Annotated in this window: 12 protein-coding genes and 1 pseudogene; 5 read left to right on the plus strand and 8 right to left on the minus strand. The window is 53.5% G+C overall.

The features are described from left to right. A pseudogene (locus tag INT19_RS19530) lies at positions 1 to 246 on the minus strand (carboxy-S-adenosyl-L-methionine synthase CmoA); the annotation flags it as partial. 114 nt (positions 247 to 360) lie between these two features. Between INT19_RS19530 and pgi the strand changes: the two are divergent. The 5 genes from pgi to serB all read left to right on the plus strand — a co-directional run bounded on the left by pgi (position 361) and on the right by serB (position 9,847). Next, the gene (pgi, locus tag INT19_RS14160; RefSeq protein ID WP_193061251.1) at positions 361 to 2,055 is read left to right on the plus strand and encodes a glucose-6-phosphate isomerase; all 1,695 of its coding nucleotides are present in this window, start codon (positions 361 to 363) and stop codon (positions 2,053 to 2,055) included. A 169-nt stretch (positions 2,056 to 2,224) separates the two neighbouring features. After that, on the plus strand, positions 2,225 to 4,120 hold the full coding sequence (gene parE / locus INT19_RS14165; protein WP_089037591.1) for a DNA topoisomerase IV subunit B: 1,896 nt from the start codon (positions 2,225 to 2,227) through the stop codon (positions 4,118 to 4,120). 220 nt (positions 4,121 to 4,340) lie between these two features. Further along, positions 4,341 to 6,308: a methyl-accepting chemotaxis protein gene (locus INT19_RS14170; RefSeq protein WP_193061252.1), complete on the plus strand. Its 1,968-nt coding sequence runs from the start codon at positions 4,341 to 4,343 to the stop codon at positions 6,306 to 6,308. Between the two features lie 74 nt (positions 6,309 to 6,382). Continuing rightward, on the plus strand, positions 6,383 to 8,638 hold the full coding sequence (parC, locus tag INT19_RS14175) for a DNA topoisomerase IV subunit A (RefSeq protein WP_226912563.1): 2,256 nt from the start codon (positions 6,383 to 6,385) through the stop codon (positions 8,636 to 8,638). Between the two features lie 3 nt (positions 8,639 to 8,641). Further along, entirely contained in the window at positions 8,642 to 9,847 is a 1,206-nt protein-coding gene (gene serB / locus INT19_RS14180; RefSeq protein ID WP_193061253.1) for a phosphoserine phosphatase SerB, read from the plus strand. A 49-nt stretch (positions 9,848 to 9,896) separates the two neighbouring features. On the opposite strand, the gene INT19_RS14185 is transcribed toward serB, so the two are convergent. The 7 genes from INT19_RS14185 to INT19_RS14215 form a co-directional block, all read right to left on the minus strand. After that, complete coding sequence (locus INT19_RS14185) at positions 9,897 to 10,730, minus strand: DUF6694 family lipoprotein (RefSeq protein WP_319022197.1); 834 nt, start codon at positions 10,728 to 10,730, stop codon at positions 9,897 to 9,899. 143 nt (positions 10,731 to 10,873) lie between these two features. After that, positions 10,874 to 11,260, minus strand: a complete 387-nt coding sequence (locus INT19_RS14190; protein WP_089037596.1) for a Na+/H+ antiporter subunit G — start codon at positions 11,258 to 11,260, stop codon at positions 10,874 to 10,876. Between the two features lie 28 nt (positions 11,261 to 11,288). After that, positions 11,289 to 11,558 carry a K+/H+ antiporter subunit F gene (locus INT19_RS14195; RefSeq protein WP_038485667.1) on the minus strand — a complete coding sequence of 90 codons (270 nt, stop codon included), beginning with the start codon at positions 11,556 to 11,558 and terminating at the stop codon, positions 11,289 to 11,291. After that, positions 11,552 to 12,049, minus strand: coding sequence for a Na+/H+ antiporter subunit E (locus tag INT19_RS14200; RefSeq protein ID WP_038485664.1), 498 nt, complete (start codon positions 12,047 to 12,049; stop codon positions 11,552 to 11,554). The genes INT19_RS14195 and INT19_RS14200 overlap by 7 nt, the downstream gene beginning before the upstream one ends. Beyond that, positions 12,046 to 13,557: a monovalent cation/H+ antiporter subunit D gene (locus INT19_RS14205; protein WP_193061254.1), complete on the minus strand. Its 1,512-nt coding sequence runs from the start codon at positions 13,555 to 13,557 to the stop codon at positions 12,046 to 12,048. Before INT19_RS14205 ends, INT19_RS14200 begins: the two co-directional genes overlap by 4 nt. Then, positions 13,554 to 13,886, minus strand: a complete 333-nt coding sequence (locus INT19_RS14210; protein ID WP_038485658.1) for a Na+/H+ antiporter subunit C — start codon at positions 13,884 to 13,886, stop codon at positions 13,554 to 13,556. Before INT19_RS14210 ends, INT19_RS14205 begins: the two co-directional genes overlap by 4 nt. Continuing rightward, positions 13,886 to 16,717 carry a monovalent cation/H+ antiporter subunit A gene (locus tag INT19_RS14215; protein ID WP_193061382.1) on the minus strand — a complete coding sequence of 944 codons (2,832 nt, stop codon included), beginning with the start codon at positions 16,715 to 16,717 and terminating at the stop codon, positions 13,886 to 13,888. The genes INT19_RS14210 and INT19_RS14215 overlap by 1 nt, the downstream gene beginning before the upstream one ends. Positions 16,718 to 16,749 lie beyond the last annotated feature (32 nt).

A 16,749-nucleotide genomic window follows, 5' to 3' on the forward strand; every position in this document is an offset into this window, starting at 1 on the left:
GGGAAGTGCACCCGCCAGTGCCAGGCCGGATGCGCCCAGCGAGCAACCTAGGTCGTAAACGTGAGCGCCATGGCGCAAATGGCGTTGGGCAATTAAGCTCAACATGCCGAGGATTTGCCCGTAACCGGGCACTGAACGGCGGATCATATCAGGGAAGCACGCAACGACCTGTTCGTCGAAGGAGAACCTTGCCACCTTATCTAAGGGTGTTGAAAAGATAGCGTCGCGGTAAGATGCATCACTCATGGGCAAGCCAGGATTATTAATGAGGCTGCGTAGTTTACGCGCCCTTGATACACCAGAACAGACCTGTTTATAACAGATTCCTGCTGCATGGAATGGCGCCACAGGAGAAGGCATATGGCTTCAGCAACACGCACAACCCCCGATACACTACCCGCATGGCAGACGTTGAAGCATCATGCTGACACGCTACAACAGGTACACTTAAAAAATTTGTTCGGTGATGATGACAGTCGCTGGTTGAACTTCACGCGCCAAGTGGCAGGTTTAACCTTGGATTTATCTAAACAGCGTTGGGATGATGACACCCTTGAACACTTGCTGGCGCTGGCGCATGAGGCGGGAATGCCTGGGGCGATTGATGCGCTGCTAAGCGGAAAGCGTGTCAACGTCAGTGAAAATCGCCCCGCACTACATACAGCTTTACGGTTACCTGCTGATGCCACGCTTGAAGTAGAAGGGGAAGATGTGGTGGCCGCTGTGCATGACAGCCTTGCCCAAATGGAGTGCTTGGTGCAGCGCTTACAGGCGGGGCAGTGGCGTGGTGCAACCGGTAAGCCGATCCGGCATGTGGTGAATTTAGGTGTCGGCGGCTCGGATCTTGGTCCGTTAATGGTCACCCATGCGCTGGCAGATTATCGTCCAAAAGAGGGGCACCCATTGGACGTGCACTTTGCGTCTACCATGGATGGCTCCCAGCTGGCGGATTATCTAAGTCGCTTTAATCCTGAAACAACCTTGTTTGTTTTATCGTCCAAGTCGTTTACCACTATCGACACGCTTTCCAATGCTAATACGGCCAAAGACTGGCTATTAGGAAAGCTTTCTGAGCATGGCGATCTTCCCAATGCCGCGCCATTAAGCGCAGAGTTAATTGTTCGCCAGCACTTCATTGGTGTGTCGGCGAGCCCTGAAAAGATGAGTGAGTGGGGTATTTCCTCAGATCACCAACTGATGTTCTGGGACTGGGTCGGCGGGCGCTACTCCTTGTGGGGCACCATCGGCCTACCGATTGCGCTGGTCGTAGGCATGGATAACTTCCGCGAACTGTTGGCGGGTGCCCATGCAATGGACTGTCACTTCCGTGATGCACCGATGGAAGAAAACCTGCCAGTACTGCTGGGGTTAGCGGGTATCTGGAACGTCAATTTCCTGGATATTCGTGCCCATTCGATACTGCCCTACGATGGACGCTTAGAGTACTTTGCTGCCTATCTTGAACAGCTTGAGATGGAATCCAACGGTAAGTCAGTGACCCGCCAAGGCCAAGCGGTGAATTATTCAACGTGTCCAGTGCTGTGGGGGCAGCTTGGTCCCAACGCTCAACACGCCTTTTATCAGTTGCTTCACCAGGGCACCCAGCCGGTCGTATGCGATTTTATAGCACCGCTGAAGCGCTACGATGAGGTGGAAGACTTGGATACACGTCGCCATTTAAAAGCGCAGCACCGCCTAGCGCTGGCGAACTGCTTTGCTCAGTCACGAGTGCTGATGCTGGGGGATGATGCCCTAGAGGATGATGGCCCCCGCCCAGAGCACAAGCGCTACCGTGGGAACCAGCCCTCTACAACGGTCCTGTTGGACAAGCTAACACCCTTTACGCTGGGGGCACTGATTGCCCTGTATGAGCACAAAGTGTTTGTACAGGCGGTCATTTGGGATATTAACCCGTTTGATCAGTGGGGCGTTGAGCTAGGTAAGAAAATTGCCACCGATACCCAGGCAATCATTGATGGCGGCGGTGATATTTCCCGTATGGATGCTTCCAGCCGTGGCCTGATTGAGGCGTTTTGGGCGGCAGAGCAGGAGTAGCACGCTATTGTGATTTTCATGGCTGGATATACAGCTTTTTGCTTTTCCGCTATCCTGTGCCCTTTTGCCAGCCGCTAATGACTCGTTTCAGTTCGTTTTGTTTCAGTACGCTTTGTTTCAAGTACTTAAGAGCGGCTGCTAGCGCTATTTTTTTAGGAACCGATGTTACATGACCCAGTTTGATGCCTCCCAGTACGGCGCGAGTTCCATCGAAGTCCTGTCAGGGCTCGAGCCGGTGCGTAAGCGTCCCGGTATGTACACCGACACCTCGCGGCCCAATCACCTCGCTCAAGAGGTTATTGATAATAGTGTTGATGAGGCCCTCGCAGGGCACGCAACGGCTATCAGCGTGGTGCTGCATAGCGATGGCGCCATCGAAGTGCAGGATAACGGCCGCGGTATGCCGATCGATTTGCACCCTGAACATGGCGTGTCGGGCGTCGAGCTCATCTTTACCAAGCTCCACTCGGGTGGCAAATTTTCCTCCTCCAGCTATCGCTTCTCGGGTGGTTTGCACGGGGTTGGCGTATCGGTGGTTAATGCCTTATCGCGCCGTTTAGATGTTGAAGTGACGCGTAATGGCGCGCGCCATGCCATGGCCTTTGAGTTTGGCGAAAAAGTCGAAGAGCTACACGAAATTGGTAAAGCGGCGAAAAAAGCGACGGGCACTCTCGTGCGTTTCTGGCCAGATGAGAGCTACTTTGACAGCCCAAAGCTTGCCCTTTCAAAGTTAAAGCACTTGTTACGTGCCAAGGCGGTACTGTGTCCTGGGCTGGCGGTTACGCTGATAGAGCCTGATGGCACCAAAACTGAATGGGCCTATGCCGATGGCTTAAAGGACTACCTAGCTGAAGCTACCGATGGCTATGAAGTGGTGCCGAATGAACCCTTTGTAGGCCATTTTAGCGACGACGAGCATGGCGTTGACTGGGCGATTCAGTGGTTGCCCGAAGGTGGCGACGCGTTGTTGGAAAGCTACGTAAACCTGATTCCCACACCCCAGGGCGGCACGCATGTTAATGGCTTCCGTTCAGGGTTGTTGGAAGCGCTGCGGGAGTTCTGCGAATACCGCAGCCTGTTGCCCCGCGGCATTAAGCTAACCGCCGATGATTTATGGGAACGAGCCTCTTTTGTGCTCTCGGTGAAAATGCTTGATCCTCAGTTTGCCGGACAGACCAAAGAGCGGCTCTCCTCACGCACGATTGCGGGCTTCGTGTCTGGGGTGTTGAAAGATGCTTTCTCGCTGTGGCTTAACCACCACATTGAACAGGCCGAACAGCTGGCCGAAATGGTGATCAGCGCCGCCCAACAGCGCCAGAAAAAGTCCAAAAAGGTCGCCCGTAAAAAAGTGACTTCTGGTCCCGCGTTGCCAGGCAAGCTCGCCGACTGTTCCGGCCAGGATCCTGCCCTAAGTGAGCTGTTTTTAGTCGAAGGCGACTCGGCAGGTGGTAGCGCCAAACAAGCGCGCAACCGTGAAACTCAAGCCATTCTTCCGCTGCGCGGCAAAATCCTCAATACCTGGGAAGTCGATACCCACGATATCTATGGCTCTCAGGAAGTGCACGATATCGCCGTGGCGATTGGTGCCGACCCCGGCAGTGCAGATCTTGAAAAACTGCGCTATCACAAAATCTGCATCCTGGCGGATGCGGACTCCGATGGCTTGCACATTGCAACGCTGTTGTGCGCGCTGTTTGTAAAGCACTTCCCCAGCCTGGTGGATGCCGGGCATGTGTTTGTCGCCATGCCGCCGCTTTACCGAATCGATTTAGGTAAAGAAGTGCACTATGCCCTGGATGAGAGTGAGAAAGCCGCCATTCTCAAGCAGTTGGCGAAAAAACGTGGCACGCCCAATGTTCAGCGTTTTAAAGGCTTGGGTGAAATGAGCCCGCTACAGCTGCGTGAGACCACTATGTCAGTGGAGACCCGTCGTCTGGTGCAGTTAACGTTGGAAGAGGGCGATGGCACGATGGAAATGATGGATATGTTGCTGGCCAAGAAGCGCGCCGGTGACCGCAAAAAGTGGCTGGAAGATTACGGCAATCTCGCTGATGTAGAGGTGTAGTTACAGATATAGAGGCGTCATTAGTCTGGTTGTAATGACTGTTTTTGCGACTGTTTTCGCAACAGTTGCAAAGCCAGTTATAAAGACCGGAGGCGTGAGACCAATCTGCTAGGCAAACGTTAACAGGCATTATTACAGTGCCATGCTATTTGGCCGATAGTTGAATAAGTAGCTTACATACTAAGACGCGTAAAAAACGCTCATAGACAGGGGAATAGCTTTGTTCAACACAATCTCTCGGCAGTTAACGTTGTCTGCAGTGGTGCTCACACTACTAATGGCTGTCAGTATTTACGGCGTGATGGCCTGGCGTGGTCAGCCGTTGGTGATCGATGCAAGTCAGTCATTGATTGAGCGTACGGGCGGCTCTATCGTGAATGCGCTGAATGGCCAGCTGGCTCGCGTCGAGGGGAATACCTCGAGCTTAGCGGCGTTGGCCGAATCGCTTCCTCAAGATGAAGCGATTTACCAGCAAGCACTGCCCAATGTGGTCGATGATAACGGCAATATGACAATTGCCGGAGGCGGTATTTGGCCTGAGCCAGGCGCATTTTCGCCGGGTGTCGAGCGCTTCAGTTTTTTCTGGGCACGTAATGCTCAAGGAGCGTTGGAGTTTCTGGATGACTACAACGCAAGCACTATTGCGCTTTATCACGACGAAGCATGGTATAGCAGTGCTCGCGATGCGACGCCAGGGCAGTGCGTTTGGTCTGCTGCCTACCGCGATCCAGCGACAGGGGTTGCCATGGTGACCTGTAGTGTTCCGTATTATATCGATGGTGCTTTTTCAGGTGTAGCGACCATTGATATGCAGCTAGGCGGCGTGGCCGAGTTTCTTGCAGAAAATGGCGGTGGCACAGGCGGTTACGCCTTTGTACTGGATAATGAGCGCAATGTCATTGACCTGCCGGGGGTGGAGCAAGCCGCTGATGAGATGAAAAGTTTAGCTGACGTTGCCCGTGATATGCCCTGGCTTCAGCCCGTTGTTACGGCGATCACGGCTGGCCGTGAACAGGCGAGTGTCGAAAATGCAGGTGTGTTAGCAGAAGCTGCTGAGGTGCGTTTATTTGACATGCCACGTACGGGGTGGACGCTGGGGTTAGTAACGCCTAGCGAGCAAGTCACGGCTTTGGCACGCACGTTAACACGTGATTTACTGCTATTTATTGTCCCCTTGTTGGCACTTTTGCTGGGGCTTGGGTGGTGGGGTGGGCGTATTTTGCTAGCGCAAATACGCAGTACTACGCGTCAAATCGATCAGCTGGGGCAGGATGACTCGAGTCGCGAGCTGACGATCTATCGCGAGGATGAGATTGGCGAACTGCGCCGTGCTGTTAATCGATACTCGGAGAAGCTACAGCGGCTATTTGGTGATGTGCGGAGCGTGGCCGATGCCATCGCCAGCGAGTCCACTGAAATCGCGGCAGGCAATACGGAGCTTTCTAGCCGAACAGAACAGCAGGCGGCTTCTCTTCAGGAGACGTCATCAACGATGGAAGAGATGGCGGCTACGGTGAAGCGAAACGCTGATAACGCTCAAGAGGCCGACCTGCGGGCAAAAGAATCGGCGGATAAAGTAAAGCGCGGCGGCCAACAGGTATCAAGGCTGGCGCAATCCATGGAAGCGATCAACGAAAGCTCTGTTGAAGTCGCTTCAATTGTTCAAGTAATTGAAAATATTGCTTTTCAAACCAATATATTAGCGCTGAATGCCTCGGTAGAAGCAGCGCGTGCGGGTGAGCACGGAAGAGGCTTTGCGGTGGTTGCCAGTGAAGTACGTGAGCTTGCCTCGCGCAGTGCTGCATCGGCCAGAAATATTAATGGGCTGATCAAAACCACCTCTGAGCAGATCGCGACGGGCAGTGGTTATGCTCAACAAGCTGAGTCGGCTATGAAAGAAATTGTGGTCGCCATTGAGGAAGTAACGGCACGCATTAGCGAAATCAGCCAAGCTTCCAGCGAACAAACCAATGGCATTGACGAGATTAACCGTGCGGTAACGCAGATGGATACGGTGACCCAGCAGAATGCGGGCTTGGTTAGCCAGGCCGCAGGGGCTGCTAATGAACTGTCGTTACAGGCCCAGCGCTTAAAAGGCTTGCTGGACGAGTTTCACGGCGGTGCGCAAGCGGTATCCCAGGCTCCAGCACTGTCGAATGCATCGCATGAAAAGTATCAATTAACATAGCGTGCCATGCTAAGTGGCCGCGTGTCCGCTTATCAGCCGCCCCGACTGGGGCGGTTTTGTTGTTAAGGTAGGATATGATCGACATGGATATTCAGGTAGCAGAGGGTGACGTCGAACGGCTGTCCCTGCGCGATTACACCGAAAAAGCGTACCTCGACTACTCGATGTACGTCATTTTAGACCGCGCCTTGCCCAATATTGGCGATGGGATGAAACCTGTGCAGCGGCGCATTATTTACGCCATGCGTGAATTGGCGCTGCACGCCAATGCCAAGTACAAAAAGTCGGCGCGTACCGTCGGTGATGTGCTGGGTAAGTTTCACCCCCATGGCGACAGCGCGTGCTATGAAGCAATGGTGCTAATGGCCCAGTCGTTTAGCTATCGCTATCCGCTGGTGGATGGGCAAGGCAACTGGGGTAGCCCTGATGACCCCAAATCCTTTGCTGCCATGCGCTACACCGAAGCCAAGCTGTCTAAGTTTGCAGAAGTGCTGCTCAGCGAGTTAGGCCAGGGCAACGTGGACTGGACCCCCAACTTCGATGGCACGATGCAAGAGCCGGTAGTGCTTCCCGCGCGTTTGCCGCACGTGTTACTCAACGGCGGTACCGGCATCGCGGTTGGGATGGCAACCGATATTCCACCTCACAACGTGACTGAAGTGGTAGAGGCGACCTGTCACCTGTTGCGGAACCCGGAAGCGACCACTGTCGACCTGATGGAGTTTGTACCGGCCCCCGATTTCCCCACCGATGCCGAAATCATCACGCCGAAAGAAGACCTGCGCAAGCTCTACGAATCAGGCCGCGGTTCGGTCAAGCTGCGCGCTCGTTATGTGCGCGAAGAGGCCAATATCGTGATTACCGCTGTGCCTTATCAGGTCAGTGGTGCCAAAGTGTTGGAGCAGATCGCCGCGCAAATGCAGGCCAAAAAGCTGCCGATGGTAGCCGACTTGCGTGATGAGTCCACCCATGAGGAGCCTACTCGCCTGGTGATTGAGCCACGCTCTAACCGCGTGGATGTTGAATCGCTGATGGCGCACCTGTTCGCCACCACGGATTTAGAAAAGAATGTGCGGGTGAACATGAACGTGATCGGCCTGGATGGTCGCCCCCGCGTGATGCCGTTACCCGATATGCTGAGCGAGTGGCTGCGCTTTAGGCGAGCGACAGTGCGCCGTCGTTTAGAGCATCGTTTAGGTAAAGTCGAAGACCGTCTGCATATTCTTGAAGGCCTACTGACGGCTTACCTCGACCTTGATGAAGTGATCCGTATTATTCGTGAAGAGGATGAGCCTAAGCCAGCATTGATCGCTGCGTTTGGTCTTTCTGAGCGGCAGGCAGAGGCGATCCTAGAGCTGCGATTGCGCCATCTTGCTAAGCTAGAAGAGATGAAGATTCGTGGCGAGCAGGATGAGCTGGAGAAAGAGCGCAAGTCGCTGCAAGGCTTGCTGGGTAGTGAAGCTAAGCTAACCACGTTAATTGAAAAAGAGATCCGCGCGGCGGGTAAAGAGCATGGTGATGCGCGTCGTTCGCCGCTGGTTGAGCGTAGTGAAGCAAAAGCGCTCTCTGAAGTAGAGTTGTTAGGCGCTGATCCGATTACCGTCGTGTTGTCGGAAAAAGGCTGGATTCGTGCGGCGAAAGGCCATGATATCGATCCGGAAGGGCTCTCCTATAAGGCTGGCGATAGTTTCCAACTGGCGGCCCGTGGTAAAACCAATCAACCTTTGGTGTTGCTAGACGACACTGGCCGCGCTTATACCCTAGCAGCGCACAACCTGCCTAGTGCCCGAGGTCAGGGTGAACCCGTTACCGGCCGTGTCAACGTATCGGCAGGTGCGCGCATGGCAGGGCTAATGCTGGCGCCGCCCACCAAGCGATACGTATTGGCCAGCGATGGTGGTTATGGTTTTGTCGCGCAGCTTGAGGCCCTGACAGGCAAGAATAAAGCCGGTAAAGCGGTACTGAGTGTTCCTAAAGGGTGCAGCGTTATGGCCCCAGTGGAAGTGCCGGAAGGCGAAGGCCATTGGGTTGCATCGGTTTCCAATGAAGGCAGGCTGCTGCTGTTCCCGTTAGACCAATTGCCCGAAATGGCCAAAGGGAAAGGCAATAAAATGCTTGATATTCCCGGTCCGCGTGCGGCTCGACGTGAAGAGTTTGTGCGCGATATTGCCGTTGTGGCAGAGGGTGGTGAACTCATTATTCATGCCGGTAAGCGTAAGCTAACCCTGAAAGCCGACGATCTCGCGTATTATCGTGGTGAACGCGGTAGGCGAGGCAGCAAACTGCCTCGCGGTTTCCAAAAAGTAGATTGTTTAGAGGCAGGGGAGTAAGTCATGGCAACACGTTATTTGATTCGTGCGACCGGGGTTGCGCGCCCAGGGCAGTTAGCTGGCCTGGGTAATGCGTTGGCGGCTGGGCGTGCCCGGCTGTTGGATATTAATCAAAGCGTGACGTTTGGCATGCTCTCTTTGGAAATGCTGGTGGGGCTTGATCAGGACAGCGCTTTGGAAGCCGCGCTTAGTGAAGCGGGAGATACGCTAGGCTTAGACGTGCAGGCAATTGCGGTGAGTGGCGACGACTATCAGCGCTGGAGTGAGCAAGCTAGCCAACCAAGACTCATCTTAAGCCTGCTAGCCCCCAAGCTGCCTGCTGGCATATTAGCTGAAGTAGGATCGCTGACCGCAGAGTTTGGTCTCACTGTTGAGCTAATTCACCGTCTTTCAGACCGCGAAGCGCTTGAAGGTGACTCGCCTGCTAACGGTGCTTGCGTTGAATGTTGGCTCAGAGGCAGTGATGTAGAGCTAGAAGCCCTACGCGAAAAGGCGCTCGCGCTAGGTGCCCAGCATGGTGTCGATATTGCTATTCAAGAAGATACTATCTGGCGTAGGCATCGTCGTTTAGTGTGTTTTGATATGGACTCGACGCTGATCAAGACGGAGGTGATTGACGAGCTGGCTCGCCGCCATGGGGTCGGAGATGAAGTCGCCGACGTGACCGAGCGAGCGATGCGTGGCGAGCTGGATTTTCAACAAAGCTTCCGCGAGCGTATGAGTAAACTAGCCGGTTTAGACGAGTCGGTCTTGAAAGAGATTGCTGCCGAGCTGCCCTTAATGGACGGTGTTGAGCGGCTAATGGCGAACTTAAAGCGTTTTGGTTACCGCACGGTGATATTGTCTGGGGGCTTTACCTACTTTGCTCGCCATCTTCAGGAGAAGCTCGGTTTTGACGAAATCCACGCCAACGAGCTGGTCATTGAAAATGGTAAAGTAACCGGTGATGTGAAAGAACCGATTGTCGATGCGCAGCGCAAGGCCGATCTACTAGAGCAAATCGCGCTACGCGAAGGTTTTACTTTAGAGCAGACGATTGCCGTTGGTGATGGTGCCAACGATCTTAAAATGCTGGCAAAAGCGGGGCTTGGGATTGCGTTTCGCGCCAAGCCGATGGTTCGCGCACAAGCTCGCCAAGCAATTTCAACGTTGGGAATTGATGCGGTACTGTATTTAATTGGCTATCGGGAAGCAGATCTGATCGACTGACTGATAGCGCCGCTAAGTGCACAGGCGGTGCTTTAGCACCGCCTTAGCCCTAGTTGGCAGTATGGGCGTTAACACCGCCATACTCCGCACGCAAGGCTTCTAGCTTAGCGGCCTCATTTTCGCTAAGCGATGGCGAGTTCCAAAGTGGCTCACCTTGCGCGTTATTTATCCCCAGTAGCGTTAAGGTTAGCTGTGTATCGCGGGGAATTTGATCATTACCCCAGGGGCCGAAGCGGTTGGGGGCAAGGCTCCATTGTGCGGTCTCGCCGGGGGCTAGGCCGCCAGCAATAACATAGTAAAACGTTTCATCGACCCACGCTGTCTCGCGTCCTGGGCTGGTCAATACGCCATGTAAAAACAGTTCTGATACCTCTTGGTCAGAACCATTCGTTACCTGAAGATCAATCACGGGTTCGAATGCGCCATAGGGGCTGGTGCTGATGTAGTAATCGGCACTTTCAATGCTCACCTGGGCGCGCTGTTGTTGATCGTGTTCAGCCCGCGCTTGTTTGGTTTCTAGACGATCAAGCGTTTGCAGCGCCTGCTCGCGTTCGCGGGCACGGCGTTCGCGCAGCATTTTATCGGCGCGCTCTATAACTTCATCACCCGTTAGGCCATGCATGTAGGCATTCGCTGACTCGGCAATTTCGGCGGCATTCATACGTTGGGCATTGAGTAAATCGATGCCGCTAAACGATGACATGGCAATGATCGTTAATGCTTGATCAAACTCATCGCGCTTGTAGGCGGGGAGTGAGTCGCGCACTTTCTCAACCGAAACTACGGCGGCTGGCATTGAGCTTGTGTCTATTTTGGGGTCTGAGCAACCCGCTATCATCAACGTGGTTAATGACAGTGCCGACAACCTAAGCAGGCTCCACATATAATTACCTCAAAACAGGCTAACAAAACGCAAGGAGCTTACCGGAAAGTGTTGCTTCCCACTACTATCTTGCGTCGTTGACATATAAAAAGCGCTGGCGTTGCAGCCAGCGCTTAGCGATCAAGAACGGCTGTTCCTGTCTTTTAACCATGCCCCTTGTCAGGGTGCGGGACAGGTTTTTCACCAACTTCTTCTGAGCGGAGCTCTACCGGTTTGCCCTGGGTTTTATCTATATGCTTGAGCTGCATGTGAAGACCCGTTTTGGCGAGCAAGTGAGCGCTAACCGGTGCGGTAATGAATAAAAACAGCGTGATTAGCAGTTCTTGTACGTCAGGCTTGCCATCGATACTCCAAAAGTAACCCATTGAGGCGACAAGCATGCAGCCTATGCCGAGTGTGGTGGCCTTGGTGGGGCCATGCAGGCGCATGTAGAAGTCTCTTAGGTGAGCGAGACCCAGCGAGCCGATAAAGACGAAAATACCGCCTGCAACCAACAGTAGTGAAATCAGCGCTTCGACAAAAAACGACATGGGCGCATCTCCTGAGACGTGACACGGTTCATTCGATAATATCCCCGCGTAAAATGTACTTACATACGGCCACCGTGCTGATAAAACCGAGCATGGCAATTAACAGCGCAGACTCAAAGTAGGTCTTGCTGTTGAGCCACAGCCCCAGCAGTACGATCAGCGCAATTGAATTGACATACATAGTGTCGAGCGCCAGCACGCGATCTGGCAGGTCGGGGCCAATGGTTAGGCGATAAAGATTCATCAGTAGCGCCATTACCACCAGCGCTAAAGTGATCACGAGTGCGGCGCTTAGCATTCGTAAATCTCCTTAAGGGGGCGCTCATAGCGCTCGCGAATTTGGGCAATTAGGGCGTCCTCGTCGTCTACATCAAGTGCATGAATGAGCAACGATTTTCCGTCCATCCTCAAATTCGCTGAAACGGTTCCTGGGGTTAGGCTAATGGTGCTTGCGAGAAGTGTAATGGTGAAGCGTTCTTCAAGCATCAGCGGGTATTCAATAAAGTGTGGTTTGACTTTACGCCAGGGGTTAGCAATTAAGTACGCAACTTCGAAGTTGGCGATGACGATATCGCCTAGTACGCGAAACGCAAAACGCAACAGTTTAAGCGGTTTACCAATGCGGGGGCGTGCGTCCCAAAAGCGATGGGTCAATAACGGAATGAGGATGGCCAGCGCGCCGCCGAGCACAATCTGACCAAATGCAAAGCTACGCACAAGTAATAGCCATACTAACAGCAGCAGCAGCGATAGTACCGGCGTAGGGAGCCAAGCGCGGGGGGCAATCATTGGGCGTCTCCAGCATCAGGCAGAAGCGAATTAATCAACAGCTGCGGGTTGGCCAACTGCTCTCCCGTGGCCTGGGTATAGCTACTCACGGGCCCTGCAAAGGCGACCATTAGTGGTGCCGCGCTAAGCAGCCACAGCATGCCAATCCATTGGTAGCGAGAGAGATTGCTGCCGCTTGGGCTGCCACGGTGGCTGCGCCAAAACAGCGTAGAGCCTGCGCGAGATAGCGCAATTAACGACGCCAGGCTCGTTAATAGTAATAGCGGCCAAAGCCACAGGCGCTCACCACCTTCGGCGGCGTTAAGCATGAGTGCCTTCCCTAACGCACCGGATAGCGGTGGTAGCCCGGCCACGGCAATAGCTCCGATAAAAAAGGTAAGCGCCAGTGCATTGCCTTGTACCAATGGTCGGCCTTTAACGATGCGCGTGCCGGGTTTCCCCCGCTGTAGGCCAATCATCTCCGCTAGCAGGAAAAGTCCCCCGGTAATCAGCGTGGTGTGAATGAGATAATAGAGAAGTGCTGATGTCGCGGCAGGAGAGCGCATGCCAATGCCAGCCAGTAGCGTGCCTACCGAAATAAGCACCAGATACGCGACCAGCAGGCGTAAATCACGTGCGGCGATAACGCCAACACCCGCTGCGGCTAGCGTTGCTAGCGCTAACCACCATACCCAGGGCTGTTCCAGTGCGACTAAACCACCTGCCTGATCGCTGAATATCAGCGAATAAACGCGCAAAATCGCGTAAATCCCCACCTTCGTCATAATGGCGAATAACGCTGCCACGGGTGCGGGAGCTGCTGCATAAGCGCGGGGGAGCCAAAAGTAGAGAGGCAAAATAGCCGCTTTTAAACCGAAAACCACCAGCAGCATCAATGCCCCAGCGGTGACTAAACCTTCGCGCTCAGCGGGCAGGCTGGACAGCTTATGTGCCATATCAGCCATGTTCAGCGTGCCCGTTGCACCATATAAAATGCCCACGGCGATCAGAAACAGTGAGGAGCCCGCTAAGTTAAGCACGACATAGTGAACGCTGGCTTGGATACGTGCTTTACCGCCACCGTGCAGCAGTAATGCGTAAGAGGCCAGGAGGAGTACTTCGAAAAATACGAAGAGGTTAAACAGGTCTCCGGTTAAAAAGGCCCCGTTAATGCCTAGCAATTGCCATTGAAATAGGCCATGGAAGTTACTGCCTTTTTCATCGTCACCGCCGCAGGCAAAAATGACCGCACCGACCGCTAAAATAGCGGTGACTAACACCATCAATGCCGACAAGCGATCCAGCACCAGCACCACGCCGAACGGTGGCTGCCAGTCGCCCAGCGCGTAGTAAGTAATGTCACCACTCGCCGCTTGGTTGACCAGCGCTATTGAGACGAACAGCAGAAGTATCGAGGCGACAACGCTGACGGTGCGCTTATAGCGCACCAAGCCCTGGCGTTGATAAAGCAACAAAATACCCGCGACTAACGGTAGCACCACGGGTAATACAATCAGATGCTGGATCATTCGTGGTCTTCCTTTTTGCCGTCGACATGGTCGTTACCTACTTCGCTGCGTGCACGCATGGCCAGGATGACCACAAAGGCGGTCATCGCAAAACCAATCACGATCGCTGTTAATACCAGTGCCTGGGGCAGTGGGTCAGCAATATTCGTGCCTTCATTTACCAGAGCAGCGCCATCCGTGGTTAAGCCTCCCATGGAAAACAAAAATAGGTTGACCGCGTAGGAGAGCAACGTCAGACCAACCACAACGGGGAACGTACGCCCGCGCAGTGTTAGATAGAGTCCGCACGCAGTTAATATGCCCGTTGTAATGGCATAGAGCATTTCCATTAGTGGGACTCCTTGTTATTGGGCGTACTCGAATCATCGCTTGCTTTGGGTTCGGTGACGGGGCGGTGTGGGGTGGTGACTTTACCCAGGTTGGCCAGAATCATCAGCGTTGCACCGACAACCGCTAGATAAACGCCAAGATCAAAGAGCAGAGCGGTAGCCAGTTCAAAGGTGCCAATCAGTGGCAGCGTAAAGTAGCCGAAAGATGACGTCAGGAACGGATAGCCCAAAAGCCAGCTACCCAGCCCTGTGAGTGTTGCAATGGCAACGCCTACCACGGCCACCGGCTGGAAGGGGAAGTTTAGACGCTCTTGTGCCCACTCCACGCCGCGTGCCATATACAGCAAGATAAGCGCCACAGCCGTAATCAAGCCGGCGATAAACCCGCCGCCAGGCTGGTTATGGCCGCGTAAGAAGATAAACGCAGAAACCAGCAGCGCTAGTGGCAGTAACGTCATAGAAATCGACGTTAAAATGGCTGGGTAGCGATCAGGCGACCAAACACGACCTTCACCATCGCTATGTGGGATAAACAACCGTAGCCGGTTTAATAGTTTAAAGATGGCTAAGCCTGCAATGGCCAGCACCGTAATCTCGCCAAGCGTATCGAAGCCACGGAAGTCGACCAATATCACGTTGACGACGTTGTACCCGCCGCCGCCAGGTTTACTGTTTTCAACGAAGAACTCAGATATCGACAGCGTCTCACGTGTCATCACCGCATAGTTAAGGCTAGCCACCACTAAGCCTAATGCGCCTGCCAGTAACATATCCCGTACGTTGCGCTTGGGGCTCGATTCACGCGGCGTTTTTTGGGGTAAGAAAAATAGCGCTAACATCAGCAGTATCATGGTAACAACCTCTACCGATAGCTGTGTCAATGCTAAATCTGGGGCAGAAAAGCGTGCAAAGGTGAGCGCAACGAATAAGCCTACGACCGAAAGCATCAGTAATGAGATTAACCGGTATCGATGGGCTGCGGCTGTTGCTATTCCCCCGAATATCAGCATGCCGGCACCTAATAAAACGATACCATCAATTGGCTGATTACCTTTTGAACCCGTTAGGTCGTCAATGCTGGCCAGGCCAATCACACCCATCAGTAACGCCGCGAAAAGCAGCCAACCCATATAGCGCTGAAGCGAGTTTCCTTCAAGCTTGGTAATAAGCTGTTCGGCACGATAACCCAGAGTGACGATAAAGCGCTCAAAGATACGGCGCGCATCAATACTGGGGAATGATTGCACAAAGCGGCGTAGATTCTTATGGCGCCAGTAGAGCGTGATACCCACAACAAAGGCCAGCCCACTCATCATCAATGGTAAGTTGATGCCGTGCCAAATAGCTAAATGGAAATCAAGCGGCTCGCCCAATACGGCTTGGGTCGCCAGTTGTAAAATGCCGGTGGCAAAAAAGGCTGGAAAGAGTCCGACCAAGACACATAGGGCCACTAGGATTTCCACGGGCAGGCGCATTAAATGAGGTGGTTCGTGAGGCGCTTTAGGTGTTGCTTCTTTGGCTGGTTTATAAAATACCGCATGTACCAAACGCAATGAATAAGCCACTGAAAGCATGCCACCTAACGCTGCCAATGCCGGTAGTAACCAACTAAGTCCGCCTAGTACCGGGGTGGCTAGTGTTTCGGTAAAGAACATCTCTTTGGAGAGGAATCCGTTAAGTAACGGCACACCTGCCATGGCTGCGGCGGCCAATGTGGTCAACAGCGCTGTAACAGGCATCGCCTTTTTCAGGCCGCCTAATTGCTTGAGCTCTCGGGAGCCCGTTTCATGGTCGATAATTCCTGCGCTCATAAATAGGGCCGCTTTGAAGGCCGCATGATTCAAAATATGAAACAGAGCTGCTAACACTGCCATTGGGCTACCAATACCCAATAATACGGTGATCAAGCCTAGGTGGCTGACGGTTGAAAACGCCAAAATTCCTTTTAGGTCGGTCTTAAACAGGGCAAACCAAGCGCCGTAGAGCAGCGTGATAGTACCTATGAGCGGCACCACTACGCTCCAAAGCTCGCTGCCAGCAATCGCCGGATGTAAACGTGCCATCAGAAAAATACCCGCTTTCACCATGGTGGCAGAGTGCAGATACGCTGAGACTGGCGTTGGGGCCGCCATGGCATGAGGTAGCCAAAACTGGAAGGGAAACTGAGCCGATTTGGTAAATGCACCGAGTAGAACTAGTCCAAGCATCAGCGGATAGCGAGGATCGGCGACGATGGCAGCGCCGCTGCTAAGTACATCGTCCATTCGATAGCTGCCGGCCATGTCACCCAGCAGTAGGAGACCCGCTAGCAGGGCCAAACCGCCAGCACCGGTAACGGTAAGCGCCATGCGGGCACCTTTACGGGCATCAGTACGGTACGACCAAAAGCCAATCAGCAAAAATGACGAAAGGCTGGTTAGTTCCCAGAATAACCAGAGTAAGATGAGGTTGTCTGACATCGAAATGCCCACCATCGATGCCATAAACAGCATCAGAAAGGCATAAAAACGTCCGAATGGCTCATCTTTGTCTAGGTAAAAATGTGCATACAATAAAATCAGCAGACCGATGCCAATAATCAAAAGATTAAACAGCAACGACAGGCCATCTAAACGAAATGCCAGCTCAAGGCCTAGCTCAGGCATCCATGCCGCGTTAAAACGCAGCGCTTCACCTTTTAACAGGGCGGGGATCTGCAACAGTGTCAGCAGCAGGGCAACAGCGGGCAGTATGCTTGTCGCCAGCGAGCACAGGGTGCGGCCGCGCTTGGCATTTAATGCCGGCACCAGCACGCCTAACAGGGGCAGTAAGGCTATCCACAGCAGTGTCATGGGCTTATCCAGCGCAAAAAAATCGTGAAACA

The sequence above is a fragment of the Halomonas sp. 3A7M genome (assembly GCF_014897875.1).
Taxonomy (GTDB): Bacteria; Pseudomonadota; Gammaproteobacteria; order Pseudomonadales; family Halomonadaceae; genus Vreelandella.